A 24430-nucleotide genomic window follows, 5' to 3' on the forward strand; every position below is an offset into this window, starting at 1 on the left:
CACGCTGCCGAACGGGATCTATGTCGGTGTCCCGGCCCGGCGTTCGTCTGACATTGAGGACTGAGCCCTCCTCCGCCGCGGCGAGTGCTGTCCGCGACGCCGAGAGGCGGGTTTCGTCTCGCGGAGTGCCAAGCGCATGAGCGCCGCACAGGTCGCGGCATAGAAGAGGCTCTCGGCCAGCAGCGCTCCCCGCGCTCCGTACAGGGACGCCAGCCAGGGACACAGGGCCAGCGCGAGCACTGCCATGGCGATCCGGACGCGGGTCGCGGACCATGTGACGCCCTGTGTGCGCAGGACCAGCATCGGCGGAACGGATGCCCCCGCCGCAATTCGGTTGGCGGCAGCGAAGAAGGCGAGCCCCGCAACCGGGGCCCAGGATTCACCGAGGAGAGCGGAACCCACGTCCGCGGGGAGGAGCACGACGACGGTAACCGTCACCGCGACCGCGACGACCACGGTTCCGCCCATCTGCCTCAGAGCGAGCCACACTCCGCGCGGCGACGAGAACATGCGTGGCTGGAGTTCCCGGAGAACCATGGTCCGCAGGAAATTGACCATGAGGCTCGTCACTCCAAAGACGGACAGAGCAGCCCGATAGGCCGCTACCTCTGCGTCGGAGGCAATCCATGCGAGAGCAATGACAATGAGGTACCCGACCGCGGCGCCCAAGATAGTCTCGGCAACGAAGGCCGAGCTGCTCAGCCGCACAGTCCTGGACCACGGCAGGCCGGAGCGGACATCAGGCATGAGGCGCTCGAGAGCGAGGACGCCGGCGGCAACGAGAGCGGCCGCACCGCCCCAGGCCAGGATCATCCGCTCGGGCGGAACTCCCTGGAGCCCCAGCAGGTACACGGAGCCGACGGAGAGGACCAGCAGGACGAAGTCCGCAAGGACAAGCACGAGGGTCTTGCGCAGGGCGATGAGATGGTGGCGGACGGCGTCGAAGACGACCACGCCGAGAGCGCTCACCGCCGAGGCGAGCAGGACCGGGCGGGCAGCGCTCCACACGAGTGCGATCAGGAGCACGATGCATGACGCCGCAACAGCCAGGACCACCGCGAAGCCGAGCATGCTCGTCGACTCCCGGCGGAGCGCCCTGCGTTTGGCGAAGTCGTCGGGGCTTGAGGCGATGCGGACGAGCAGGGTCTCGCCGCACATGGCGCGTACGATCGAGATGCACGGAGCGACGGTAGCTGTGCCGATGACAAACTGTCCGAGCAAGTCAGCGGGCAGGGACCGGGCGGCCGCGATCAGCAGCAGGACGGACGAAAGGCTCGAGATCGACTGGTCTACGATTCCCAGGGAGAATCTGCCCTTGCCGCTCACGCCCATTCTGCGATCTCCCTGGCGTTGATGCCCGCGCAGGCACGCAGCGAGGAAATCACCTCGCGGCGCGCCGTGGCGGCGCCCGCAAGGGCGCGCCTGAGCTGCGCGTCGTAGTCGTGGCGGAGGCCCGGAAGCGAACCGAGCTGCTGCGCCTGACGGCACACCGTATCGGGGTCGAAGCGGTTCACGCTGTGGACGAACTCGTCGATCCCCAGGTCCTGGAAGGCTCCGAAGCCCTTCCGCTCATAGGCGAGGTGGATCACATAATGGCCCGCGGCGAGAGCCATGAGCGCCGCGTGCAGGCGGACGGCGATGACGACGCGCGCCGTCGTATTCGTCTCGATGAACTCCCCCCGGGACAGGATGCGGTCCGGCTCCAGCCCGACCACCGCACCCGTGTCGTCGTTGGAGGCAACGGAGCTCTGGATGTAGCTGTCGATGCGTCCTAGTCGCTCCCTGAGGTCCACCAAGGCACGGGGAGCTGCTCCCCTGAGCGGGCGGACCGTGAGCACCGGGTTGAGCCTGCCGTCGAACGGGACCGCCCGGCGCTTCATGCCCAGGATCGCGAGATCGGGACTGCGGTCGACATTGGGGAACGGGAATTCCTGCAGGCTCCGGTCGTCCCTGACCCATACACGGTGCAGCCGCTTGAGCCTCGACGCGAGGAGCGCTCGAAGCATTCCGCGGCCCGGGCCGATACTCTGCGGCAGGTAGACGGCTTTGTCCCCCTGTAGAGATGCCGCCCAGAGCTGCGGCCCTTGGACGAGGAGGTTCTTCGCCGCCTCGACGGGGCGACCCGCCCTGAGGTATCCGCCTCCGACGGCCACGATGGCGTCGAAATCCTCAGTACGCCTCAACAGGCTCATGTACTTCCGGTCGTAGCCGCGCAGCCCGGGTTTGGCCATCACGACCTCGACGCCCAGACCATCGAACGACTCTGGGTGGGACGCCGCCAGAACAACCGAGACCCCCGGGCCTAGGGCCTCACGGATGAGGTCGAGGCTCTCGCGCACGAGGAGCCCGTCTCCCTTGTTCTCGGCGCTGTACCCGTGGAGCAGCAGAACCTTCATCGTGAGGCCGCCACTTCCCGGTAAACCGCCTCATGGGATTCCACGCTCCGGTTCCACGAGAACCGTTGGGCCCATGCACGGCCCTCCTCGATGCAGGCCCTGCGCTTGCCCTCATCGGAGAGTGCCACGATGATTCCGCGGGCGACGTCGCGACTGTCCAGCGATTCGAAGGAGAGGGCGGGGCCAGCGACCTCTTCGAGCGACCCACGGCGTGAAGCTGCGACCACCGCTCCGGCGGCCAGTGCCTCCAGCACGGGGAATCCGAAGCCTTCGTAGAGGCTGGGGAAGGCAAACAGCGTACAGGACTGCATCAGGGCCACCCGGTCCTCCGAACTGACGAACCCCAGGTACACGACGTTCGCGGCATCCTCAATGAGCCTCATGACCTCCTGGTAGTCCCATGCGGGGCGCCCCGCGATGACCAGGGGCATGCCCGAGCGCTTGAGCTCCGGTGTCTGCATCGCGCGGATCAAGGTGCCGATGTTCTTGCGGGGCTCGATGTTCCCGAGGTACAGGATGAACGGCCTTCCGCCGATCGCAGAGGCGGTCTTCTCGGACAGGTTCGCGGGGGCCGAAAACCTGCGGACGTCGATGCCATGCGGAATGACGTGGATGTCCGCCGGATCGACATCGAAGACCTCAGCGACATCCGCTGCACTCGAATGGGAGACCGTGATGAGTCCGTCTGTCGAGGCGATCGCCCGCGATACCCTGGTCCTCCACACAAAGTCGTTCAGAGGCGAACGCGCACCGTCGATCCATCGGCTCGCGACGCCGTGCACCGTCACGACCGACGCCGTACGAGTGCGAACGAGCGGCCCGGTGTCCGCCACGTAATGGAGCACCGTGTCCGTGTCCTGCCCCTTCAGCCCGTATGCGGTTTCCCGCATCATGGTGGCACCGGGGTGGGCGTGCGCAGGAATCCTGAGGATTTCGTGGCCCCGTGCAACCAGGCCGCGGGACACCTCCTGCGCGTAGGTGGTGTTGCCGCCCACAGGACGGTCGAGGATCCGGGTGGGCATTGCGATCTTCATGCCAGCGACTCCTGCGTGTTGTTGATGGTAGCCGTTCGCCGGCCAGACACGGCGGACTCGTAGGCTCGGGCCAGCGCCGTGCCGTGCGCGTTAAAGGACATCGATGCGGTGAGCCTCCGGCTCGTCGCCCGGAGGTCTGCCTCCCGGCGGCGTGAGGTGAGTGCCCGGCCGATTTCGGCGAGCGCCTCGTCGGGAGTCGTCACGGTGGCGATGCCGGTGCCAGCAAAGCAGGGAATGTCCCGCGCGAGGACAGGAATTCCGTGCGAGGCCGCATCCAGGACGCTCAGCGGGAAGCCCTCGTAGGCGGCGGAATGGAAGTACACGGACGTGCGTGCGAGCCAGGCGGACATCCCCTCGTCGCCCAGCCACCCCGTGACATGGACTCCGGAACCGACGAGGAGGTCCCGGTCGCGCTGTTCGCCGTCGCCGATCCAGACGAACCTCCAGGGGCATCCGGCACGGGCGGCACCGCGTGCCACCTCGGCGAAGAACTCAGGCGCCTTCTGGCGAGAGATCCTTCCCGCCATGGCGACGGTTGGAAGACGAACGGCTGCCTCACCTGCTGGGGCTGGAACGCCAGTCCCCCGGACCTCCTGGGAGGGCTGCACCGATGCGACGTTGGGCACGTGGACCACATCCCAGTCCCGGCGAAGGCTGAGCGCGAGGGCCTTCTCATGCTCCGAGAGCACGATCACTGTCGGGCTTCTCCGGCTCAGGAGCTTCTCGGCGCCGTGGAACAGCATGCGCTGCCACCGCCCCCTGTACGGGTCGTCGAACGCAAAGCAATGCGGCTGGTACACCACCGGAATGGGCAAGGGCAAGACCCTGGCGTACATGCCCGCCCAGCTCGAGTGGGCGTGGACGAGATCAGGGCGAAGCCGTGCCACAGCTTCCTTCAAGCGCCGCAGGCGTTGAGGGTGGCCGTCGCCCCAGGGCAGCACTTCGCTGAAGTTTCCGCGCGAATCCGGTTCGCTGCCGGAGGCGAGCAGATAGTGCTCCGCGTGGTCGACAGCCCTCGACGCAAGGTTCACCGCGCGTCCCACGCCTGCTTCATAGCATTCGGTCACATGCAGGATGCGCAGTGGCTGCCGGTTTCCGAGCTCCCGCTCGGACGTGCGGCTTCCGGACATCATGGTGTCTTCCCCCTCTCAGGCACAGCTGCTGTGTGCACTGGTGCAATTGCGCCCCCTCTATGGCGAAGGGGCGGCGATTCCGTTCTCCAGGAAATCGGCGATCACGGCTGTCTCACGGTCCAGGCGGGCGGCAACCCGCTCGTAGACGGCGAGGGGCCGGCGGTAAGGGTCCTCGATATCATCGGCCTCGGGATCCCCGGGCGGCGGGACGAGGCCGCGCACAGCCCTCAGTGACTCGACGAGCCCGTCCCACGGGATCGGGCGATCCGGCCCCGTCGGCGGACGCAGCGCTCCCAGAAGCCGTGAGAATTCCGAGATCGTGAAGGTGCGTGCGGACATCCGCGGCAGGAGATGGGCTACGGCGCCCCGCTGTTCCCGGGAGGCCGTCAGGACCACGTCGGCGCTCCGCAGCAGCTCGGCTGAGAGAGGGCGGGACCTGTGGCCGTCGGGGAGGCCGCCGTAGCGGCGCGAGAGCAGCGATGCTTCCTCCGGCATCGCGTGACCGTAGGCGGCGACGAGCCCTGCGCTCGAGAAGGCGACCCCCGGCGCGGCAACTCGCATACGCAGGAACTGCTCGGCCCACGGTGATCGGCAGAGGTTGCCCGAGCAGACAAGGAGGATGTGGAATGGGACGGTGTGCATGGACTACCCGGCCAGCCTGCGCACTCGGCGGCCGGGCTCCTGCCGTAAGGATCGGCCAGCCACCTCATTCTGCTCGTAGGCCGTCGCGTACCCATAGTTCTGATAGCTGTAGTAGGAATGCGGGCCTTGGGCCGGGATCATCGTCAGGACGATCCCGAAGAGCCGCGCGCCGACGTTCTCAAGCGCGGTCACCGCTGCCGCAAGCTGACCGCGATGTGTCCTGCCCGCCGCGACCGCGAGAATGGCTCCGCCCGCGGCCTTGCTGAGGATAGCCGCGTCCGTGACGGGAAGGAGGGGCGGCGCATCGAAGATCACGTAGTCGAATTCGTCCTCTATCCGCTTCATCAGCGCGTGCATGGCCGAAGAGCCCAGCAGTTCGCTGGGGTTCGGTGGAACGCTGCCGGCAGGCAGCACCCACAGTGATCCGGGGCCCCACTGCTGCACGACGTCGTCGAGTCCGGCCCGCTCGATGAGGACGTCTGTCAGGCCCACTGCCCCTTCGATTCCCATGTACTGGGCAAGCTTCGGTCGGCGCAGATCCGCGTCGACCACGATGACCTTGTGGCCGGCATGGTCCAGGGCGATCGCCAAGTTCGAGGCAGTGCTGCTCTTCCCCTCGCTCTCCACGGCTGACGTGACGACGAAGCTGTTCGCTCCGTCTCCCCCCGCATCCACGAACCGGATGTTGGTCCGCAAGGTGCGGAATGCCTCTGCACGGGGGCTGCGCGGATCGTCATGGACGATCAGCGGACGCTTGGGCGCCGTGGGGTCAAAAGCGATTCCCCCGAGGATGGGGGCGGTGCAGATGGCCTCGATGTCTCGCTCACTCCTCACCCGGTTGTCCAGGGCATGCCGCAGCACCGCGCTGCCGACGCCAAGGATTAGCCCGCCGATCAGGCCGAGGGTGATGTTGACCGGCACGTTGGGAGACACCGGCATGGAGGGAACAGTAGCCTCCTGGACCCGCGTGAGCTTCACCTGCGAAGCGGCCTGCTCCCCCGTCGTCTCGATGTCCTTGACCACCTTCGTCAGGCTGTCCGAGGTCTGGTTCGCGATGTCCGCGGCAGCTGTCGGGCTGGCTGAAACGACAGAGATCTCGATGAGCGTCGTGTTGAGGGGCGCGTTGGCCGTCACCGCCGCAGCGAGCCGATCAGGAGTTGTCTGCAGATGGAGGCTGGAGATGACGGGAAGCAGCACGATCGGCGTCTTCACGAGGCCCGCATAGGTCTTGACCCGCTGCTGGGTGAAGGTGTTGCCCTGGACCAGTTCGGAGACGGAGCCGCTTGACTGGGTTGAGACGAACACCTGTGCAGAGGAACGGTATTGAGGCTGGGCCAGCAGCGAGGTGCCCAGGCCGGCTCCCGCACCCACAAGGGTCATCACGAGAATGAGGATCCAACGTGTACGCAGGATGCGCGCGTAGTCTCTGAGCTCCAAAGAGTGCCTCCCCTAAAAAGTGCATTGACTGATAGTCCCTAGATATTTCATCCAGAGTCGATAATGATTACAACCTGTGTCGATCGAGGCTTAGGCGGCTTCATCTCCCGGCGCCACCACGGCCTTGACCGTCTGCCACAGGATGAAGATGTCTCCGACGAGCGACCAGTTCTCCACGTAGTAGAGGTCGAGGCGGAGGGCGTCCTTCCAGGCCAAGGTCGAGCGGCCCCCGACCTGCCACATTCCGCTCATGCCGGGCTTGAGCAGCAGGCGCCGGCGCGCGGCGTCGTCGTACAGCTCCACCTCGCCTGCGCGCTGCGGCCGCGGACCCACCAGGCTCATCGTGCCGAAGAGCACGTTGAACAGCTGCGGGAACTCGTCGAGGGAGTGCTTCCGGATGAACCTTCCGACGGGTGTGATGCGCGGGTCATTCTCGACTTTGAACAGAGGCTGGTCCGTCCGGCCCTGCTGCGCGAGGAGCCCCCGGAGCAGATCATCCGCATTGGCGTGCATCGAGCGGAACTTGTACATCATGAACGGCTTGCCGTTGAGGCCGATGCGCTCCTGACGGTAGATCACGGGACCTGGGCTCGTGGCCTTGACGGCAGCCGCCAGGGCGAGCAGGAGCGGCGAGGAGAGGATGATGAGCACGAGCGCCCCGAAGAAGTCGAAGACCCTCTTGCCCGCGTGCCGGGGTCCCTCGTACCGCGGCACCTCGACATGGACGAGGGGCAGTCCTGCCACCGGCCGCGTCCTCACGCGCGGCCCGGCCACATCGGTCAGGCTCGCCCCCAGGATGAGCTGGTGGCGCTCGCCGTCGAGCTTCCAGCTCATTCGCCGCACGGCCTCCGGCGTGAGCCCCTCGGCCCCTGTGATGACCAAGGTGTCGGCCTCCGTCTCCGCCATCGCGCGTTCTATCGCGTCGAGTCCGTAGTAGAGGGGGACCGCGGGAACAGGATCATCTGTGTTCCGCGCTGGCCTCGTCCAGCACTCTCCGACCACCCGGTAGCCCTCGTGGATGTTGCGTGCGAACTCCTCACGCAGGTGCTGGGTGGATCCGGGCGAACCGACCAGGATGATCCGCGCGCAGAAGTCTCCTGCGCGCCGCTTGGCCCCGAGCCATTGCCTCCACGTCCATCGCGAGAGGACGAGGACCGCGATTCCCGTGGGCAGGGCCACCAGGATGTAGCCCCGCGCGAGACTGATCTCGAAGAGGAAGGCGATGATCGCCACGATGCCGAAGAGGCGCAGCGAGGCGTCCGCGATGCACCGGTACTCCAGCGGCCCCGCACCGATGATGCGCACGCTGCGCGTTTCGTAGATGGCCAGGGTCGCAGTCCACGCGATCACTAGGGCCGCCGACACGAGCGAATAGTTCACCGCCAGGGCACCTCGGGACCCCCTGAAGGCCACATCAGTGCTGTCGAAGCCGAACCATGCGATCTGGACGCCGAAGACCACCCACACCAGAACGAGGAAGTCGGTGAGGAGGAGGCGCCTGGCCAGCCATCGCCCCCACGTTTCCTCGCGGCGCGCGGAGAGGCTTCCGTGGTCCACATCCACGCGGTCCATATCCATTGCCGTCATCTTGTCCCCCAGTCCATGCAGCCGAACTACTCGCAGCAGCGCCCAGGCCTCCTCAGCCACCTTGCGACGCATCACATCGTTCGTGACAGTGAACAATGTAACCTGTCATCAACATTTACAAAAATTGTAGAGAATCGTGCAAGACGTGAAGACCGCTACGAACAAGCGGCTCGGGTGGGCCGCTGCCGGGCTTGCGGCCGCCCTCCTTGCCGGGCGCGGCGCCGAGCCCGTTCTGCCGTATATCGTGGACCCCGCGCTCCGCGCCTCCGCCGGCTACGCGGTCGTCTGGCTGCCGCTGATCGCCGGACTGGTGGCGGCGTTCTGGGGGCAGAAGATGCGGCGCACGGCTACCGACCTCGGCCTGGCCATCAGGCCCCAGGATGTGCTGTGGGGTGTGGGCATAGGATGCTTGGGCCGCGGGGCCGAGCACGTCTGCCGGCTCGCCCTCGCCGGCCCCGCGGGCGGGGTACCGACCATGGGGACCATGGCGGTCGCGTGGGGTGTGCTGGCGCCTACGCTCGTCGCCCCGCTGCTCGAGGAGACGTACTTCAGGGGACTCATCCAACGCGGGATCGCCACAGCCGGGCCTCCGATCATGGCAATGGGACGCAGGGGCGCCATGGTCCTCGCCGTTCTGCTCTCGTCAGTGGTGTTCGCGGCGACCCATGTCGTCATGCTCGCCGCCCAGCCCCACATGGCCGCAGTGGCCGGGCTGGCCACCCTGGCCTTCGGGCTGTTGGCCGGCACCCTGACGGCGGCGACGGGACGTCTCGGCGGGGCGATCGTCGGGCACGTCGCCTTCAACGGCATCGGCGTGCTGGTGCTCGGGGCCTTCTGACCGTCACCGCGTGGGAGACTTCACTCGACCGGGGCAGTCCTGCCGACGAGACACGTCCCCGAGCCCACGGCCTCGTCGCGATTGGCCACGATGCTCGCGTCGGCGCGCACATACTGGCCGATCAGACACGTGGGGCCGAGGCGGACGGAGACCGTGAGGGCGGGGGACGCGAGGTTGGCGCTGGTCCGGTCGGCCGTGCGCTCCATGGCGTCCGGATCGAATCCTGCCGCCGTCAGCGCGTCGGTGAGGGTCCGTGCCGTGAGCGAGGACGGCCGTGTGGCCCGGGCTGCCGTCTCGAGGGTGCTCGTGAACAGCTCGAGGTCCTCCCTGCCCCCTGACGCCGGTGGGCCATCGGATCGTGTCTGCCCCGGTGAGGGAACGATCGGAGGCGCGGGCGGCGCCGTCGGCCCTGAGGCAGGACCCTGCGGCGGCCGTACCGCACTGACCAGGGCCGGCGTTCCGAGGCACGCGGCCAGCGCAACGGCGCCGGTGACGGCGAGCACCGCCCGCTTCCGCGCCGGCGACGGGCGCTTGGGGGCACCCATGGCTAGCCCCGTCCGATGGTCGTGCTGCTGTCGACGAACGTCGTGGCGACCCAGGGAAAGACCCATTGGTCCAGTACCACGCCGAGCGCGGCGAGGCCTGCGAGGAGGATGAGGACGCGTACCAGGGCAGTGCCGGGCAGAATCCTCCAGAGCGCTTTGTACATCTCAGCCATCCTTCTTCAGATGAGGGGCGAGCTCGCTCGGCGGCGCAACGTCGAACCCCACGAATGTGCCGTAGGCCGCGAGACGCTCGAGGGGCGGGAAGACTGCCGGGTAGCACGTGGTCAGCGTGATGAACCGGTCCTGTCCCACCGTGTGTGACACCGTGGGCACCGCGTTCAGGACATCGACCGCCTCAGGCTGGACGAACTGGAAGTTCCGGAAGGCGTACGTGTACCAGCCCTGCTGCGTCTGGATGTAGATGCGGTCTCCGAGGCGGAGCTTGCTCACATTGAGAAAACTGTTGCCGTAGCCGATGTCATGGGCAGCCACCGCGAAGTTCCCCTGCCCTCCCGGCATCGCCGTTCCTGGGTAGTGGCCTACGCCGGCGCTGAGGCTGTTCAGGACGCGCTCCGTGTCAACGGATTGGCGGACAACCCGGCGCCAGGAGTCGCCGAACCGAGGAACGTAGATCACACCGATGGCATCGGCGACCCGCTCGGGCTCGGCCATCACCGGCACCGCGAGCGGCCCGGCCGCCGCGGCCGACGCGGCCGGACCACCCGGTTCGCCGGAAGCGTCAGCGGCCGAGCTGGAAGCCGCCGGAGATTCTGCCGCGTGGTCCATCTCCTGCATGAAGGCGCGGCTCTGCTCGGCAGCCACCTGTTCCTGGCTGATACCGACCGTCCACGGGTGGATGTAGGCGTACCAGAGGACGAAACCTCCGATCAGGACGGCGAAGGTCACAAGAAGCTCGCCCAGAACCCCCAAAGCCGCCAGCGCCCTCCAGCTTCCCCCTTCAGGGGCCGGATTCTCGTCTCTCACTGCCCCTCCGCTACTTCCGGCAAGTCCCAATCTTTCGACAGCCCTGAGCAACATTACAGGATCTGTCATCCGTCCGTTCAAGGATGACCGTTTTGCCCACCCGCCCACGATCCCGAATGATGGACGGGTGAGCACAGCGACGGGGAAGAGCGAGGCCAACGGCCTGCCCCTCGTCGACCTCCCCCTCGAGGACCGGGTCCGGCTAGCGCACGCGCTCATCGAGTCCGCCGCCACAGGCGCAGGAGCGGACCTCCTCCACATCAAGGGCTACTCCACCTTCCCCGGCCTGTACGCACCGGGCCGCGAGAGCACTGATGTGGACGTGATCGTCCGCCCCGCCCATGTGGACGCCCTCGTGGAGGCGCTGAGGGCCCGCGGCTGGCGGACCGTCACCACGTTCCGCACCGGCTCCGTGTTCCACCACGCCATGACCCTGTGGAATGACCAGTGGGGCTACGTGGACGTCCACCGCGCCTTCCCCGGCGTCGGCATTCCGGCGGACGATTTCTTCGAACGCCTGTGGGAGCATCGGGCCACGATGGACATCGCGGGATGGCCGTGCCTGGTGCCCACGCGCGAGCACCAGGCGCTCATGATCGCGCTGCATGCGGCGCGGGACCCGCACCGGGGAGCGGACGACGTCGCGTACCTCCGTTCCGCGCTCTCCCCCGCCGAATGGGACCGGGTCGAGGCCCTCGCCGGGGCCGTGGGCGCGCACCTGAGCTTCGCGGCCGCCACCGGCCACCTGGACGAGTGGGCGGCGCACCCCGAGCACGACGTCTGGGAGGTCATGTCCCGCGGCGGCACCCGCGTGGAGCTGTTCCGCGCCCGGTGGCGGGCGGCGCAGGGCACGGCCGAGCGCGCCGGGCTGCTGAAGTCCCTCGTGGTCGTGAACAGGGACCACCTGCGCATGCGGCTCCAGCGCGAGCCGCGGCTTGCAGACGTCGTGAGGGAGGTCCAGATGCGAGCGGCGGACGTTCTCCGCGCCGCGACCGGACGCCGCGCCGGCGAGGCTCAGTCGGCGCACGACGGCGGCTGAGCAGCTCCCGCACCCGGCTCGCGAACCGCTGCCGGTGGCGTCGCGCTACCGCCGGCTGGTGGCATCGATGCCGGGAAGGATCACGGCGAGGAGTCCGTCGAGGTCCACGAGCGCGCGGGCGGCTGCAGGCAGTCCCCCGCCGAAGGGATCGTCGAAGTCGTCCGAGTGGTCGTACGGCGCGTCGTCAGCCGCCAGGAACGCGAGCGGATCGGCCCGCCTCGGGATCCGCGAGAGCAGCCGCGCTGCCCGGCGGACCGTGAGCGTCTTGACGCGGGCCTGGGGTTCCTCGTTGAGCACCCAGGCCCGCTGCACAGCCTCGAAGGTCAGGATGAGGTCTGCTTCACGTACCAGGCCGCGAGAGACCTGCTCTGCTGAATGGCCCGACGTGTCGATGCCCCGGCCCTCGAGGAGCCGGCCGATGGGCTCGTCGACGCCGCGTCCAACGAGTGCGCCGATTCCTGCGCTGCGGAACCTCCAGCCGCCCTCCGGGTCGGCACATCCACGGCTGAGGAGCTCGGCAGCCGCGGAGCGGACGATGTTCGCATGGCACACGAACAGGAGACGCCGTGCCATCAGCTACCGGGAAAGCGTGCGGCGTGCCCTGCGCAGGATGGCCGATTCAGCGTGGCCGGACCCGGAGTCCCCATAGACGGGAGCCCCGTAGTGCTCGTCGAAGGTCTGCTCCTCGAATTCCAGTTGGCCGTAGGTCTGTTGCCGGACCTCGTGGAACGCGGGTTGCGTTGAGGCGACCGCGGGAGCCTCGGGGGCAACCGGCCGGCGCACCGGCACCGACGGGTTCGACTGCACATAGGCCCGGTACTGCCGGTACTTCCCGTACCCGTAGCCGCCACCGAGGTCCTTCACCTGAACCATATTCAGGACTACGCCGAGCACACGGGCCTTCACCTGCCCGAGGAGCTCCCGCGCAGCCGTGACGTCCGCCTTCCGGGTCTTGCCTGCGCTGGCAACTAAGACCACGCCGTCGACCGCGGCCGTGATCAGCAGGGAATCGGTCACGGGAACGACAGGTGCCGAGTCGACGATCACGAGGTAGTCGCTGCTCAGCTCCTCGATGAGGCTCGCAAACGACTGGGAACCCAACATCTCAGAAGGGTTCGGCGGCAGGCCCCCGGACGGCAGGACGAACAGGTGGGGATCGTCGGTCTGCCGGACCACGTCGGCGAGCGGGACCTGTCCGCTGAGCACCTCGGAGAGCCCCACATGGCCGTCGAGCGCGAACCGGTCGGCGATGACGGGCCGGCGGAGGTCCGCGTCGATCACCACGGTGGGCTGGCCGGATTCGGCGAACACGCGGGCCACGGACATGGCGATGGTGGACTTGCCCTCGCCGGGATTCGCGCTCGTGATCAGGATGCTCCGGACCGGCTTGTCCACGTTCGCGAATCGGAGCGCAGTGCGAATCTGCCTGAAGGCTTCGCCGGAGAGGCTCTCGGCGTAGCTGTTGCCCCTGTCCTTCTTGCCGCCGATGCGGGGCAGGCGTCCCAGGATTCCGGCTCCGCTGAGTTCTGCCAGCTCATTGGTGGTGCGGACACGCACGTCGACGAGCTGGCGGAAGAGCAGGATCAGGTAGGCGAGAGCAAGGCCGCCGCCGGCACCGATGCCAAGGGCAAGCTTGACGTTGGGGGACGACGGCGCGGTCGGCGCCTCTGCGTTCTGGAGGGGGATGACCTCGAGCGTGCCGTTGGTTCCGCCGGACGCCGAGGACTCAATGTCTGTGATGACTCCCGCTAGCGCCTTGAGCGCCCCGTTGGCGAGCGCAAGCGCAGAGGAAGGATTGGACGAGGACGCCTTGACCTCGATCATCTGTCCCCCGGGGACCACGTCCGCACTGAGGGTCCCGCCCAGATTCCTCGCGTCGATCTTCGCATCCTGGGCGATCTTGTCCCGCACGGCCTGGCTGGAGAGGAGCGGAAGATAGGACTTCGCACGGCTCGTCGCCGAATCCGTACCGCTGAACACGACCGAGCCCTTCAGTGCCACGAAGCCCGTGGAACTTGCCACGTACGTCTTTGGCACAACGAACGCATACCCGGCGCCCATGATGAGGCCAACAACGACTCCGAGGACGAGCATGCGCCAATGCCGACGCGTCAGTGTGATGAAATCGAGCACAGTCACTCGGATGGACTCCTTGCCCCCATGCGTCCCAGCTGTGGGACTAAGCTTCCCCATTCGGTGGCACTCCCCCGAGGGGCAAAGCCAACGGCCAGTATAGCGAACCGAAAGCACTACCCAGGCAATAGATCATTCGCGGACTGTCAATCCGCCACCGAGAGGTGTCACACGCGATTTGGTGGTGTGCCGCCCGTGCCTTAGTGTTCGCTTGTACCTGCTCTCCCAGAGGAGCATGCGTACGAATGGGGAGCAATGCATGCCGTTCGGCGCGTCCTTGGGGGGCCTTTCAGTGAGAGAGTAAGGAAGTCCGTGACGTCCACCGACGCCCCCACACCCGTGTCCACAGGATCCTCGGCTGCAGGGCGGATTGCCCGCCGCACCGTTCTCGGCGGTGCCGCGTGGGCAGCCCCCACGATCCTTCTGGCGCAGAGCGCTTCAGCAGCGGCGGCGAGCTGCCGCGACGTGTACAAGAACCAGGCGATGGGCCAGCTCCTCGCCGGCATGCTCGGCGGCTACAACCTCGCGCAGATCACGCCAGCCCATGCGAGCGTCGATGCCGCGTCCGGCCCGAACATTGCGACCGACGGCAATACGCTCAACGTCAACGCGCTCGGAATTCAGCTCCCGCTCCTCCCCGCCGGAAACACGATCTCGAGCGTCCTCGCCCTCGTGGTGAACCAGAACCTCGGCACGCTCAATCAGTTCGCCCAGGCCAACACGAACGGCGAGGCCATCGGCGCCTCCGGCGCGGTGAGCAACGCGAGCGGCGGCATCAACCTCACGAACCCGAGCCCCAGCTCGCCTGAGTTCGGCACGCTCCACCTCAAATCGATCCTGCAGCAGATCACGGGCAACTCGAATGTGACGAATCTTGTAGCCCAGGTGACGGACATCGGGCTCCAGATCGGCGCCGTCGTCGGCCGAGCTTCGTGGGTCGGCTGCCCCGCACCCCAGACCCTGCGTGAGTACCTGATCGCCTACCTGCGCCTCGTCGTGAAGTCTGCAGTCATTGGCAACCTCGCCACGGGCATTCAGGGTGTCCTGAACACGACGGCTTCCGCCTCGGCCGTGGTCACGGGGATCAACAACATCCTCAACCCGGTCCTCGCGGTCATCAGTGGGGCGAACAAGCTGAGCACCACTGTCACGCTCACGCTGGACACCACGGTGCTCACTCCCCTCCCCACAGATGTCACAGCCCCACTGCGCATCGACATCAACGGAGCCACGGCTACGCTCGATCTCACGACGCTGCTTGGCGGCGCCTACCAGGGCGGGGTCTCGAACAAGCTGAATGGCCGCTCTCCCAACACCCCCCTGTACTCAACGGGCGAGATCAACGCACTGGATCCCGTCAAGGTCATCAACCAGTGGGTCGACTCCTTCAATGCCGTCCTCGATCAGGTCATCCAAGTCAAGATAACGACCCTGGCTCAGACCAACGGCGGGCAGACCAAGGCGACGATCGCCATCAGTGGGACCCTAGGCGAGGTTTCCAACGGAACTGCCAGTGTCACGGTGACACCCGACGTGGGCGGGGTCATCGCCACTGCCGTTAAACCCCTCCTCCCGGCCATTGGAACTGTCCTCAAGAACGCCATCGTCGGTGCGCTCCGCCCCAGCAACGGCACGCTCGCCACGGTGTTCAACGGCCTGGACAGCCTGCTGATCAACGTCTTCGCGGTGCTGCGCGACGTCCTCCTCATCACTGTGGATCGCGAGTGGGATCTGGACGTCCCCACGAACGCCACCACGGACGTCGCCCAGAGCATCGGCTACCCGTCATGGACCACGCCGGCCTTCAACAAGGAGTACTTCGTCTCCGCGCTCGAGGTCAGCCTGCTCCCCGGCGTTGCGGCTCCTGCCGGCCTCCTCGACATCAAGCTGGCGACCGGCGCCGTCGGACCCAAGTCCGTGGCCTGATTCGCTCTCAGCAGGCGAGGCCTACCGCCCTCTCACGAGGTCGCGGTAGGCCTCGCCGAGTGTCTTAACACCCCTCGCCAGGCGTGCCCACCACACCCGGGCCAGATCAGCACTGGTCGCGGCCGAGGGATCGAGCGCGCGCAGCTGCTCTGCACGCGGGAATAGCCCGCGCCAGACGATCACCGCGCGGCGAGACCAGGAAGCATCTCGAAGCTCGTAGAGCCATGCCGTGAGCGGATGCCGTGCCACAGTCCGGGCCCGCCAGCGGCGCAGCGGTTCCGAATCAGCCGCTTCCGGCGCCGGGCCAGCACCGACGGCCTCGAGCAGCGGCCACACCGTCTGGACGGCGCCCAGTGCCTCTGCCTCGGCTCGCACCGCATCCAGCAACGCCGGATCGGCCCGGAGCGCATCGGCGAGAACCCTCTCGTCGCGGCGGCGGTAGTCGGCTTCCAGGAGGGCCTCCCGCTCCCGCAGGGAGTGCAGGCCCACGATCAGCGCGGTGTGGGGCCGGTTCGTCGTGGTGAGCGGGACTCCGGCCAGGGTCACTTCGACGCGGCTCGTCCAGAGGTGCTCGAAAGCGACCTGCGGATCGATGAGGAATCCGGGCCAGGTGTGGTGCGCGTCGATGTCCACGGGCCACTCGGGATGGATCAGCGCGCGTGAGTGCGGCGCCATCAGAGACGGAAACCCAGTCTCGGGCCGCGGCGTCCACCCCAGTGCGCCGAGGGCCTGGATGTAGTCGTCGAACCGGCCCGGATCCACAAGGATGTCCGCGTCGCTTGAGATCCGCTCGGGTCGCAGTCCCATCTTGGACGCGAAGGGCCCCTTGACCAGCAGCGCCCGGATGCCCGCGCGCTTAGCCACACTGTCCGCCAGGACGTGCACGAGGGCCGTCGCCTCGGCCCGGGTCAGGGCCGTTGTCCCTGTCACGCAAGGGCCTCGGGCGCACCGACGAGGATGAGCACTCCGGTGCGGATGAGCTCGATGACGGCCCGGTCCACGATCTCAGCTGAGTCGGGATGCTCGCCGAACTCCGCACGGGCGATCTCGACGAGCTGCTGGACCTCAACGCCCTCAGCTGCGGCGAGCCACGCGAGCGCGCCGATCCCGCTCAGACGCAGAAGCTCTGGGCCGATCAGCAGGAGGACCTCTCCCCCTGCCTCGAGCGCGTCGGTCCACGGTCGTCGCCGTACGGTGGAACCACCCGTGATCTGCACGGAGCCCACGAGATAGGGCACGGTGTGCGGAGCCGCACCCTGCCGCCAGCGGTCATCTGCTCCCGGTGGATGCGGGACCACCGCGGCGCCCGCCTCGTGCTCGCGCGGCGCGGCGAAGATCCCGCCGATCAGGCTGACGCAGTCGCTGATATCGGTGTACCGGAGCTCATACGGTCCACCTCCCCGCTGCGCGGCCTCGGCAAGCCACTGGAGAGGGCGATCCTGAAGCCACAGCGACGATGTCTGGGCCACGAGATCGGGCAGCGCGTCGAAGAGCGCGATCGGGACCAAGACTGGGTCCTCCGCCCGATCCGCGCTCGGGAGCCGCCTGAGGAGGACGAGAGCAGCGAGCCGGGGGCCGGCGTCGCCCGTTCGCACCACCCGCCGCAGGCCGAGCTGATCTGGCGAGGTGTCCGCTTTGTGGTCGGCTCCCGGAGCCAAGATCGAGAGGGGCTTCGCGTAGGCGTGCACGGTGTGGTCCCGCTCGATCGCTACCAGCTCATCGCTCATGTACCCGAACGCGCGCCCCAGTCCGTGCGCGGCGGTGGTCTTGCCCATGCCGGAGGGTGCGACGAGAGCAACGGCCCAGCGGCCGTCGTCGGACGCCAGACCCGCCGCGTGAAGGAGGAGCGCCTGCCCCGCGCGGCGCTGGATGGTCGCCACCGTGAGCGTATAGGACAACGCGTAGGGGAAGCCGGCCGGGTCGTCGGGCACGGCGATGGGGAGGTCGCCGTGCAGCGTGGTGGCGGACGACGCCGCGTGGTCGGCTTGCGCGGGCAGGGGCCGGAATGCCGGTTCGTCGCCTCGTTTGGGAACCAGGGCGTGCGCCCACAGCTCGCGCATTCCCGCTGGGGCATCGACCGCGCTCAGGTCGATGCGCCAGCGGTAGCCGGCCGCATCGATGGCAAAGTCTGGCTCGGTCACTCCACCACCACCGGTTCGGGCCCGGGACGGCGGCGGGAAGCCCACCCCTGCACTGAACGCCCGAGGCGTGAAGCGGCCCTGCGGCTCGGCTCCTCGACGACCCTGAAGAAGACTTCGGTGAGACAGAGCGCTACGACGATGCCCACAGCGACTGCGGCCTCACGCCATGCTGGCGGGGCGAGCACTGCCGCAGAGACGACCATAGGCTCATGGACCAGATACAGACTGAATGACCGGGCGCCGAGCCATTGCACGCATCTGACGTTCGCCAGCTCCAGCGCTGGCCTCCACACCAGGAAGGCGACGACCGCGAGGCTGGCGGCGAGCAGCAGCAGCGGCCACTCGGAGATCCCAGCCGCACGCGGAGTGCCCCACAGGACGGTGAAGGCGCCAAGGGCGGCCAGCGCCGTCCACCGGGCCCTACCATCGGTAGCCCATGCAGCGATGCCCTCGCGTCCGAAGGCGAGCATGACGCCGATCCCGAAGATCGGGAGGTATTTCAGATAGTCATTGCCCAGAGTGCCACCTGCAACGCTCAGTGCGAGGAAGCCAGCTGCGTCCATGAGCCAGTGCCTGCGCAAGCGTCGCCCCAGCCAGATGTAGAACGGGAGCGCAAGGGAGAAGTACATCTCCCACTGGAGGCTCCACAGGACAGAGTTGTAGCGGCCTGATCCCTGCAGCAGGGTGACCTCGCGCAGGATGTTCCGCAGCCCGACCGGGACGTCGTGGGCGTTGACCCACCATGTCGCCAGCGATGAGGTCACTCGGGGGACTAGGAGCACGAGGATCAATGCCAAAGCGACGGCAGCGGCCACCGGCGCATAGAGCCTCATGACTCGCTTGGGGTAGTAGGCCAGCCATGCTGCGAATCGCGGCGGGCCGCTGAGGAACGGGAGCGTCAGGACGAATCCCGAGAGCACGAAGAACACGATGACGGCCTCGCCACCGGCGTAGACCGCGTGGAGCGGCGTGCGGTCGATGATGCTGACCCATGCCTGGGGTGGCTGGAGCTCGGGGTTCGCGCCGCCAGTGAACCATGTAAGGCACAGCAGCGCGTGGCAGATGACGACCGTCATGGCCGCGAGGCCCCGAAGGGCATCGAGCGAGGCGTAGCGTTCCCTCACACGTCCACCATGCTGAGAACATCCGCGCGTATCGCATTCCGGAAACGCTCTTCCGAGAACGACGACGCGTGGTCGCGGATCGCGTCCTCGTCCCATTCCGCTGGACTGAAGGCGGCGACGCATGCGCGGATCTCGGCGGCGGTGGGCGCCTCGATGAATGTGCCGGTGACGCCCTCGACGATGGTGTCCAGGTAGCCGCCGGCGCGCAGCGCGATGGTGGGCTTGCCCCAGGCCGCGCCTTCGAGCGGCGTGAGGCCGAAGTCCTCGTAGCTGGGCGCGATGAGTGCAGCCGCGGACGAGTAGGCCCACCTCATCTGGGCGTCGGTGAGGTGGGAGGCGAGCCGGACGTTCGGGGGAAGCGTGGCCCGGAGGGCATCCGCGAGTGGGCCCGCGCCGATGACGAGGAGGCGCGCGTCGAGGCCCCGGAATGCCTCGATCGTCTGGTCCACGTTCTTGTATGGGAGCAGGCGCGAGACGGTCAGGAAGTGGCCGCCGTCGCCGACGAAGTCCTCAAGGCCGTGCACTGGTTCTCTGGCGCCGGTGGTGTCGACGCTGTGTGGCGGGTGGACGATCGCCGCATCCCGCCCATACACGCCGCGGATGCGGTCCTGAACCACGGTGGAGTTCGCCACGTACGTATGGGCCCGCGCCGCGGCGCGCTGGTCCCACCGCTTCAGGAAGGGGCGGAGCGCGGCGAGCGCCAGGCCCTTCGGGGACCGGAGGGATGAACTGCCGAGGTACTGCTCGGTGAGGTACAGCCACCGTGCCGGCGAGTGGCAGTAGGCGTAGACGAGGCCGTCCGTGGTGAAGCCGTGGGCCCAGCCGCTCGTAGACGTGACCACAATGTCCGCCGGAATCCGCATGAGCTGTGCGGCCGGCGCGAGGACCGGCAGTGCTAGCCGGTGGTCCCGTCGGAAGGCCGCGACCCGGTTCAGAGGCGAGGTGACGATGTCCGCGTCGCGGAACTCCGGGTAGGTCCTGTCCGGGTCGTAGAGCGTGGTGTAGATCTTCGCCTCGGGAAAAGCCCGGTGCATCGCGAGGACCACACGCTCGGCTCCCCCGCGCTGCGTGAGGTAATCGTGCGCGATGGCGATGGTTGGTTCAGCGGCCTGCATCAGAAGCTCGTCCTCGCCCGTGCGGGGTTGCGGATTCCCGCCAGGCCCGCTGATTCCACTCCGAGGGCAACAAGCTTCTCCGCAACACGTGCGGGCAGCAGGGACGCTACGGCGTCAACTGCCCCGCCATAGGCACGGAGACTCCGTTCAGTGGCGAGCGCAGCCCCGGCCCAAACCAGACGATTCCAAGCGCCCCGGGTCTGGGCGCTTGAGGGCAGCGCTTCCTCACCGTGGATGCCCACAAAAGTCTCTCTGGCGGCGCCGGAGTGAAGGGCCCGTAGTGCGCGGATGGTTGTAGTTGACGCGGCGACATGGTGGGTGGTGCTGAGCTCCGGGACGATCCTGACGTCCACGCCGCCCCGGTGGAGACGGTACCCGTAGTCCACGTCTTCCCAGCCGTAGCGGCGGTACCTTTCGTCGTACCCGCCGATACGCTCATGGACCTCCCGCGCCACGGAGACGTTGCCGGCCCAGTAGCGCCACTGCATGGATCTGGGCGCGGCGAGTGCCTCGGAGCGGAAGCGTATGTCCGCGGCTCGGCCGTACGAACGCGCGTAAGGGGTATCAGGAAGCTGATTGAGGTAGATGCCGATGGCACCCACGTCTCCCTGCCGGTGTTGGTCCAGATGGCGAGAGACATAGTCAGCGGAGGGTTCAAGGTCATCATCCGCACGGATCAGGACGTCGCCCAACGCCGCCCCTGCACCCGTATTGAGGGCAACAGACCGACCGCGGTTCTCCGGGAATACGATGACGCGCACCGGCAGACGAGACGACCATTCATCCACGACAGCTGCGGTGCCGTCGATATCGCCGTCGGCAACGACTATCACCTCGAAGTCATCGGTGTCCTGTCCCTCAAGGGCTCCGAAAAGAACCGGGAGCCTGCGTGCGCCCCCACGCGAAGGCACGATCACGCTGGCGGTAGGCCTGCTCATCCGCGTACCTCCTGCAGGATCCCCAGGTCCTCGAGCACGCCGCGGAGGCGGGCCTTCCCTGACTCGGGGGAGAAATGTTCCTGCCAACGCAGGTACCGATGGTCTACTACGTCTCCTGCGGGTAGAGCCCCGCTGGCTTCGCGGATGACGCGCGCGAGATCTGCGCTGTCACCGGCCCGAGCGATCCATGGATGGCCGGGTCCAACCACCTCAGGCATGGCTCCTGCGTCGCTCACGACAACCGGGACCCGAGCCGACATGGCCTCGGCAGCGACGAGACCAAAGGACTCGGGAACCACCGATGGAACGACCAGAACATCGATTGAACTGAAGAACTCGTCGGCAGGCATCCAGCCAAGTCGCTCTGCCGAGCGGCCCATCGACCGCATGCGGGACTCGATGAAGGCCCGTTCACGGGCATCCACGAAGCGCGGTTCGCCGGCGATGCGCAGCCGGTACTTCTCGGGCTCCTCCCTGCGCAGCAGGTCCACCGCGTCGGCGAGGACGTGAATGCCCTTCGCCTCGGAAGGGCGTCCAAGGAAACCGAGGCGTACCCTGCCGTCGGTCCTACGGGGCGCAATGCGGTCAACGGACGCGGTCCAGTTGTGCAGCACGGTGGCTTTCCTCACCCGCCGGGCCACGAACTCGGACGGCACAACCGTGGCGCGCGCGCCGATGCGCGCCGCGGTGACGGCCGGGACCTGGAGAGGGGTCGGGAGTTGGTGCAGGTGGGCAATGCGGTGGCGGGAGCCAGCGGTGGCGAAAGCGGGCACAAGGCCGTTGCACCACAGCAGCCCGTCCTTGTTCTTGCGGCGCCACTCCCTGAGGGCCCGCATGTAGGCGAGCCTGTTCTCAGCAGGCAAAGCCACCGCCTCCAGTCCCCGCCCGCGGGCGGTTTCGAGAACCCCCGACGGCGCTGTCGGGGCGACCACCGACACGACGAGGCCCAAAGACTGCAGTGCCTCCGCCAAGGCGAACAGCATAACCTCGCCGCCGCCGATGTCTCCGTTGTTTGTCGCCAAATAGACGTCAGGAGAGGAAGTGCTCACGCCGAACCCACTCTCGTGGTCGCTTTTCGCTCAATCGCCATTTCCCGCCGCTGTGTGCCTAGGTGCCAGACGGCGAACCCGAGCGCCGCGGCGGTGGGAATCCTCAGGAATACCTCGCCCAGATTTGTGGCGCAGATGGCGATTCCGATGAATGACGCTTCAATCCATACATTGCGCCGCTGGGGGGGAAGGTGGGTGAGCGCAAGGAAGAGCCCAATGAGGACAATCAGGAAGATGATCATTGCCGGCCACCCGCCCTCTTGACGCATCGATAGGTAGGAGCTGTGGAAGAAGAACGTGTCGGCGCCGACCTGCACGTGTGCTGTGCCCAGTCCATGACCTAGCCAGGGGTTCTGGCCGGCTGCGATCTGGGAGGCGTCCATGATCTTCTGACGAAGATCATCGCTTCCCGCGCGACTCTGGAACTGGTCCGCGCTCAGTCCATCCCCGGCGAAGGTGGTTGCCCACCAGACGATCGCAATCACCGCGGCCCCGCCGAACCATCGGCTGATGCGGCGTCCTACGAGGACCCACGCGATCACACAGGCTGCAGCAAGGAACGTGGTGCGGGACAGGGTGCAATAGACGCCCACGAGCGCCACGATGGCGAGCAGCCATCGGGTTCGTCGTGTATGCATGAACGGCAGGGCCAGGCACGTGAAGGTGAGTATGAGCAGGCCCGCGGTATTCGGGTCGCCGAAGACGCCGGTCAGTCGTCCGGCATAGCCGCTCCCGCGGATCGTCGCGAGCCCCCAGAGGGTGCCAACCACGACGCCGACGGCCAGGCCGTACGCGATGAGCCGCTGCGGGATGCGCCCAGAACCGACGGCGATGGCCAACGCTGCCCACAGCGACACACTGAACGTGCGGCGGATGTCGATCGAGAGACCGCCTGCATCGAACACGGAGGCCATCACCAGCCAGATGATGAGGAGCACCACGGCCGGGGCAAACCAACGAGGCTTGTCGAGGGCCGGTGGCGCCTTGAAAAGCGCCACGACCACGAGCACACCGGCGCACAGGGAGTTCGCTGGGAACGGAACCCCGGGTATCTTTGCGCCATCGAGCATCAACCCGCCCGCGATCAGGATGACCAACAGGCCGGGGACGGTCAGGGCCCGAACGCTGCGGCGCGCGGCGACGCTCACAGCACCGCCTCTGCATAGAGCAGGGCAGTCCGCTGGGCCATCTCGGCCCGCGTGGTCCACGGCGATCCGGGACGCTCGTCTGAGGCGAGCTGTGCAGCGATGGCAGAGGCGACGGCCTTCGCATCCTCAGACTCAACGAGGCACCGCTCGGGCAGTATCTCAGGGTTGCCGCCCACCGGGGTGGCCACGACGCCGAGCCCGGCGGCGACGGCGTCGAGCAGCGTGTACGAGCAGTTTTCCCACACGGACAGCTGGACGACGACGTCCGCCTCGTCCATCGCGGCGCCAGCGTTTAGGAAGCCGGGGAAGCTGACCGAGTCGCCGAGGCCGAGGGCCCGGGCTCGCGCCTCGAGGGCCACGCGGTCGGGCCCCTCTCCCGCGACGGTCAGCGTGGCCTCGGGGTGTGTGCGGCGCAGCTCGGCGAACGCCTCGAGGAGCTCGGGGATGCGCTTCTCCGCCGAGAGGCGCGAGAGCGAGAGGACGTAGGGACCGTTCGCGGGCGCGCTTCCGGCACGCCCGGCGCCGGCAGGCACCGCGGCACGGATCCGCGCACGGACCTCCTCGACGTCCACGCCGTTGGGGATCACGATGACCGCTTGGCGGGGCTTCCACTTGTGCACCATGGCCCATTTGGTCGCCTGGGACACCGCGATAATCGCGGACGCGCGGCGCAGCCGCACCTCGTGGACCTTGGCCATGAGGCGGGACTTCCACGCCGAGCCGTGGTACACGGCGTCGTCCCCGGCGATCCCGTGCTCGGTGGTCACGTAGCGCGCGCCGGTGCCGATCGTCGCGACGGCAGCCACCACGTCTGCGTACGCGAGGTGCGCGTGCACCACGGCCGGACGCAGGGCCCGGATGTTCCTCCGCAGGGTCTTGACCGAGGCGGCGAACCCGGCCTGGGGGCCGAACGGCCCGGTCACGACGGCGGCGCCCGCCTCCCTCAGCTTCACCGCCAGAGCGCCGTCGGGGCACAGCACCACGAGACGCCACCCGGGAAGGCCCACGGCAGCGACGTCGAGGACATGCCTGGCGACCCCGCCGAGTTCGGGCACCGGGACCACCCAGAGGGCTATGGGTTTCGACTCCGCTGCGCTCCGCTCAACCACCGTCGGCCCCGCTGCGCTCCGCTCAACCACCGTCGACTCCGCTGCGCTCCGCTCAACCACCGTCGACTCCGCTGCGCTCCGCTCAACCACCGTCGACTCCGCTTCGCTCCGC

Annotated in this window: 23 protein-coding genes; 3 read left to right on the forward strand and 20 right to left on the reverse strand. The window is 67.7% G+C overall.

The window, feature by feature from the left end; all coding sequences use genetic code 11:
• Positions 1-18 precede the first annotated feature (18 nt).
• From SCMU_RS14265 to SCMU_RS14295, 7 genes are all read right to left on the reverse strand, one after another.
• On the reverse strand, positions 19-1326 hold the full coding sequence (locus SCMU_RS14265; RefSeq protein ID WP_229229787.1) for an MATE family efflux transporter: 1308 nt from the start codon (positions 1324-1326) through the stop codon (positions 19-21).
• Positions 1323-2396, reverse strand: a complete 1074-nt coding sequence (locus tag SCMU_RS14270) for a polysaccharide pyruvyl transferase family protein (RefSeq protein WP_229229788.1) — start codon at positions 2394-2396, stop codon at positions 1323-1325. Before SCMU_RS14270 ends, SCMU_RS14265 begins: the two co-directional genes overlap by 4 nt.
• Complete coding sequence (locus SCMU_RS14275) at positions 2393-3430, reverse strand: glycosyltransferase family 4 protein (RefSeq protein WP_229229789.1); 1038 nt, start codon at positions 3428-3430, stop codon at positions 2393-2395. Before SCMU_RS14275 ends, SCMU_RS14270 begins: the two co-directional genes overlap by 4 nt.
• Positions 3427-4563 carry a glycosyltransferase gene (locus SCMU_RS14280; protein WP_338027561.1) on the reverse strand — a complete coding sequence of 379 codons (1137 nt, stop codon included), beginning with the start codon at positions 4561-4563 and terminating at the stop codon, positions 3427-3429. Before SCMU_RS14280 ends, SCMU_RS14275 begins: the two co-directional genes overlap by 4 nt.
• A 57-nt stretch (positions 4564-4620) precedes the next feature.
• On the reverse strand, positions 4621-5205 hold the full coding sequence (locus SCMU_RS14285) for an arsenate reductase/protein-tyrosine-phosphatase family protein (protein WP_229229790.1): 585 nt from the start codon (positions 5203-5205) through the stop codon (positions 4621-4623).
• 3 nt (positions 5206-5208) lie between these two features.
• The gene (locus tag SCMU_RS14290) at positions 5209-6642 is read right to left on the reverse strand and encodes a tyrosine-protein kinase domain-containing protein (RefSeq protein WP_274602867.1); all 1434 of its coding nucleotides are present in this window, start codon (positions 6640-6642) and stop codon (positions 5209-5211) included.
• A gap of 90 nt (positions 6643-6732) precedes the next feature.
• Positions 6733-8229: a sugar transferase gene (locus tag SCMU_RS14295; protein WP_229229791.1), complete on the reverse strand. Its 1497-nt coding sequence runs from the start codon at positions 8227-8229 to the stop codon at positions 6733-6735.
• Between the two features lie 145 nt (positions 8230-8374).
• On the opposite strand from SCMU_RS14295, the gene SCMU_RS14300 reads away from it, so the two are divergent.
• Positions 8375-9067 (forward strand): CPBP family intramembrane glutamic endopeptidase, encoded by a 693-nt coding sequence (locus tag SCMU_RS14300; RefSeq protein WP_229229792.1) that lies wholly within the window; start codon positions 8375-8377, stop codon positions 9065-9067.
• 20 nt (positions 9068-9087) lie between these two features.
• Here SCMU_RS14300 and SCMU_RS14305 read toward each other — a convergent pair whose 3' ends face one another.
• The 3 genes from SCMU_RS14305 to SCMU_RS14315 are packed head-to-tail and all read right to left on the reverse strand — an operon-like array spanning position 9088 to position 10596.
• On the reverse strand, positions 9088-9612 hold the full coding sequence (locus tag SCMU_RS14305) for a DUF6993 domain-containing protein (RefSeq protein ID WP_229229793.1): 525 nt from the start codon (positions 9610-9612) through the stop codon (positions 9088-9090).
• Between the two features lie 2 nt (positions 9613-9614).
• A complete protein-coding gene (locus SCMU_RS14310) occupies positions 9615-9776 on the reverse strand; it encodes a hypothetical protein (protein WP_229229794.1) in 162 nt (53 codons plus the stop codon).
• 1 nt (position 9777) lies between these two features.
• Complete coding sequence (locus tag SCMU_RS14315) at positions 9778-10596, reverse strand: class E sortase (RefSeq protein ID WP_443020329.1); 819 nt, start codon at positions 10594-10596, stop codon at positions 9778-9780.
• 127 nt (positions 10597-10723) lie between these two features.
• On the opposite strand from SCMU_RS14315, the gene SCMU_RS14320 reads away from it, so the two are divergent.
• Positions 10724-11635, forward strand: a complete 912-nt coding sequence (locus SCMU_RS14320; RefSeq protein WP_229229796.1) for a nucleotidyltransferase family protein — start codon at positions 10724-10726, stop codon at positions 11633-11635.
• Positions 11636-11680: 45 nt separating this feature from the next.
• Here the strand turns inward: SCMU_RS14320 and SCMU_RS14325 are convergent, their stop codons facing one another.
• Both SCMU_RS14325 and SCMU_RS14330 read right to left on the reverse strand, forming a co-directional pair.
• The gene (locus SCMU_RS14325; RefSeq protein ID WP_229229797.1) at positions 11681-12208 is read right to left on the reverse strand and encodes an arsenate reductase/protein-tyrosine-phosphatase family protein; all 528 of its coding nucleotides are present in this window, start codon (positions 12206-12208) and stop codon (positions 11681-11683) included.
• Positions 12209-12211: 3 nt separating this feature from the next.
• Positions 12212-13774 (reverse strand): tyrosine-protein kinase domain-containing protein, encoded by a 1563-nt coding sequence (locus SCMU_RS14330; protein ID WP_229229798.1) that lies wholly within the window; start codon positions 13772-13774, stop codon positions 12212-12214.
• 306 nt (positions 13775-14080) lie between these two features.
• Here SCMU_RS14330 and SCMU_RS14335 point away from each other — a divergent pair, with 306 nt between their 5' ends.
• Entirely contained in the window at positions 14081-15694 is a 1614-nt protein-coding gene (locus tag SCMU_RS14335) for a choice-of-anchor G family protein (protein WP_229229799.1), read from the forward strand.
• 21 nt (positions 15695-15715) lie between these two features.
• Here SCMU_RS14335 and SCMU_RS14340 read toward each other — a convergent pair whose 3' ends face one another.
• The 8 genes from SCMU_RS14340 to SCMU_RS14375 are packed head-to-tail and all read right to left on the reverse strand — an operon-like array spanning position 15716 to position 24264.
• Positions 15716-16624: a nucleotidyltransferase family protein gene (locus SCMU_RS14340; RefSeq protein WP_229229800.1), complete on the reverse strand. Its 909-nt coding sequence runs from the start codon at positions 16622-16624 to the stop codon at positions 15716-15718.
• Entirely contained in the window at positions 16621-17835 is a 1215-nt protein-coding gene (locus tag SCMU_RS14345) for a hypothetical protein (RefSeq protein ID WP_229229801.1), read from the reverse strand. Before SCMU_RS14345 ends, SCMU_RS14340 begins: the two co-directional genes overlap by 4 nt.
• Positions 17832-18959 carry an acyltransferase family protein gene (locus tag SCMU_RS14350; protein WP_229229802.1) on the reverse strand — a complete coding sequence of 376 codons (1128 nt, stop codon included), beginning with the start codon at positions 18957-18959 and terminating at the stop codon, positions 17832-17834. Before SCMU_RS14350 ends, SCMU_RS14345 begins: the two co-directional genes overlap by 4 nt.
• The gene (locus SCMU_RS14355) at positions 18956-20074 is read right to left on the reverse strand and encodes a glycosyltransferase (protein WP_229229803.1); all 1119 of its coding nucleotides are present in this window, start codon (positions 20072-20074) and stop codon (positions 18956-18958) included. Before SCMU_RS14355 ends, SCMU_RS14350 begins: the two co-directional genes overlap by 4 nt.
• Positions 20074-21012 carry a glycosyltransferase family 2 protein gene (locus SCMU_RS14360; RefSeq protein WP_229229804.1) on the reverse strand — a complete coding sequence of 313 codons (939 nt, stop codon included), beginning with the start codon at positions 21010-21012 and terminating at the stop codon, positions 20074-20076. Before SCMU_RS14360 ends, SCMU_RS14355 begins: the two co-directional genes overlap by 1 nt.
• The gene (locus SCMU_RS14365) at positions 21009-22061 is read right to left on the reverse strand and encodes a glycosyltransferase (protein WP_229229805.1); all 1053 of its coding nucleotides are present in this window, start codon (positions 22059-22061) and stop codon (positions 21009-21011) included. The genes SCMU_RS14360 and SCMU_RS14365 overlap by 4 nt, the downstream gene beginning before the upstream one ends.
• Positions 22058-23209 (reverse strand): O-antigen ligase family protein, encoded by a 1152-nt coding sequence (locus SCMU_RS14370; protein ID WP_229229806.1) that lies wholly within the window; start codon positions 23207-23209, stop codon positions 22058-22060. The genes SCMU_RS14365 and SCMU_RS14370 overlap by 4 nt, the downstream gene beginning before the upstream one ends.
• Positions 23206-24264 carry a glycosyltransferase family 4 protein gene (locus SCMU_RS14375; RefSeq protein WP_229229807.1) on the reverse strand — a complete coding sequence of 353 codons (1059 nt, stop codon included), beginning with the start codon at positions 24262-24264 and terminating at the stop codon, positions 23206-23208. The genes SCMU_RS14370 and SCMU_RS14375 overlap by 4 nt, the downstream gene beginning before the upstream one ends.
• Positions 24265-24430: the final 166 nt, after the last annotated feature.

This window comes from Sinomonas cyclohexanicum, from assembly GCF_020886775.1.
GTDB classification, from domain to species: Bacteria; Actinomycetota; Actinomycetes; order Actinomycetales; family Micrococcaceae; genus Sinomonas; species Sinomonas cyclohexanicum.

What these genes read in the sequence shown, in the direction of transcription:
- SCMU_RS14305 (WP_229229793.1), bottom strand. Translation starts at nt 9,612, where the DNA reads ATGGGTGCCCCCAAGCGCCCGTCGCCGGCGCGGAAGCGGGCGGTGCTC.
- SCMU_RS14355 (WP_229229803.1), bottom strand. Translation starts at nt 20,074, where the DNA reads ATGCAGGCCGCTGAACCAACCATCGCCATCGCGCACGATTACCTCACG.
- SCMU_RS14285 (WP_229229790.1), bottom strand. Translation starts at nt 5,205, where the DNA reads ATGCACACCGTCCCATTCCACATCCTCCTTGTCTGCTCGGGCAACCTC.
- SCMU_RS14310 (WP_229229794.1), bottom strand. Translation starts at nt 9,776, where the DNA reads ATGTACAAAGCGCTCTGGAGGATTCTGCCCGGCACTGCCCTGGTACGC.
- SCMU_RS14325 (WP_229229797.1), bottom strand. Translation starts at nt 12,208, where the DNA reads ATGGCACGGCGTCTCCTGTTCGTGTGCCATGCGAACATCGTCCGCTCC.
- SCMU_RS14280 (WP_338027561.1), bottom strand. Translation starts at nt 4,563, where the DNA reads ATGATGTCCGGAAGCCGCACGTCCGAGCGGGAGCTCGGAAACCGGCAG.
- SCMU_RS14360 (WP_229229804.1), bottom strand. Translation starts at nt 21,012, where the DNA reads ATGAGCAGGCCTACCGCCAGCGTGATCGTGCCTTCGCGTGGGGGCGCA.
- SCMU_RS14270 (WP_229229788.1), bottom strand. Translation starts at nt 2,396, where the DNA reads ATGAAGGTTCTGCTGCTCCACGGGTACAGCGCCGAGAACAAGGGAGAC.
- SCMU_RS14295 (WP_229229791.1), bottom strand. Translation starts at nt 8,229, where the DNA reads ATGACGGCAATGGATATGGACCGCGTGGATGTGGACCACGGAAGCCTC.
- SCMU_RS14275 (WP_229229789.1), bottom strand. Translation starts at nt 3,430, where the DNA reads ATGAAGATCGCAATGCCCACCCGGATCCTCGACCGTCCTGTGGGCGGC.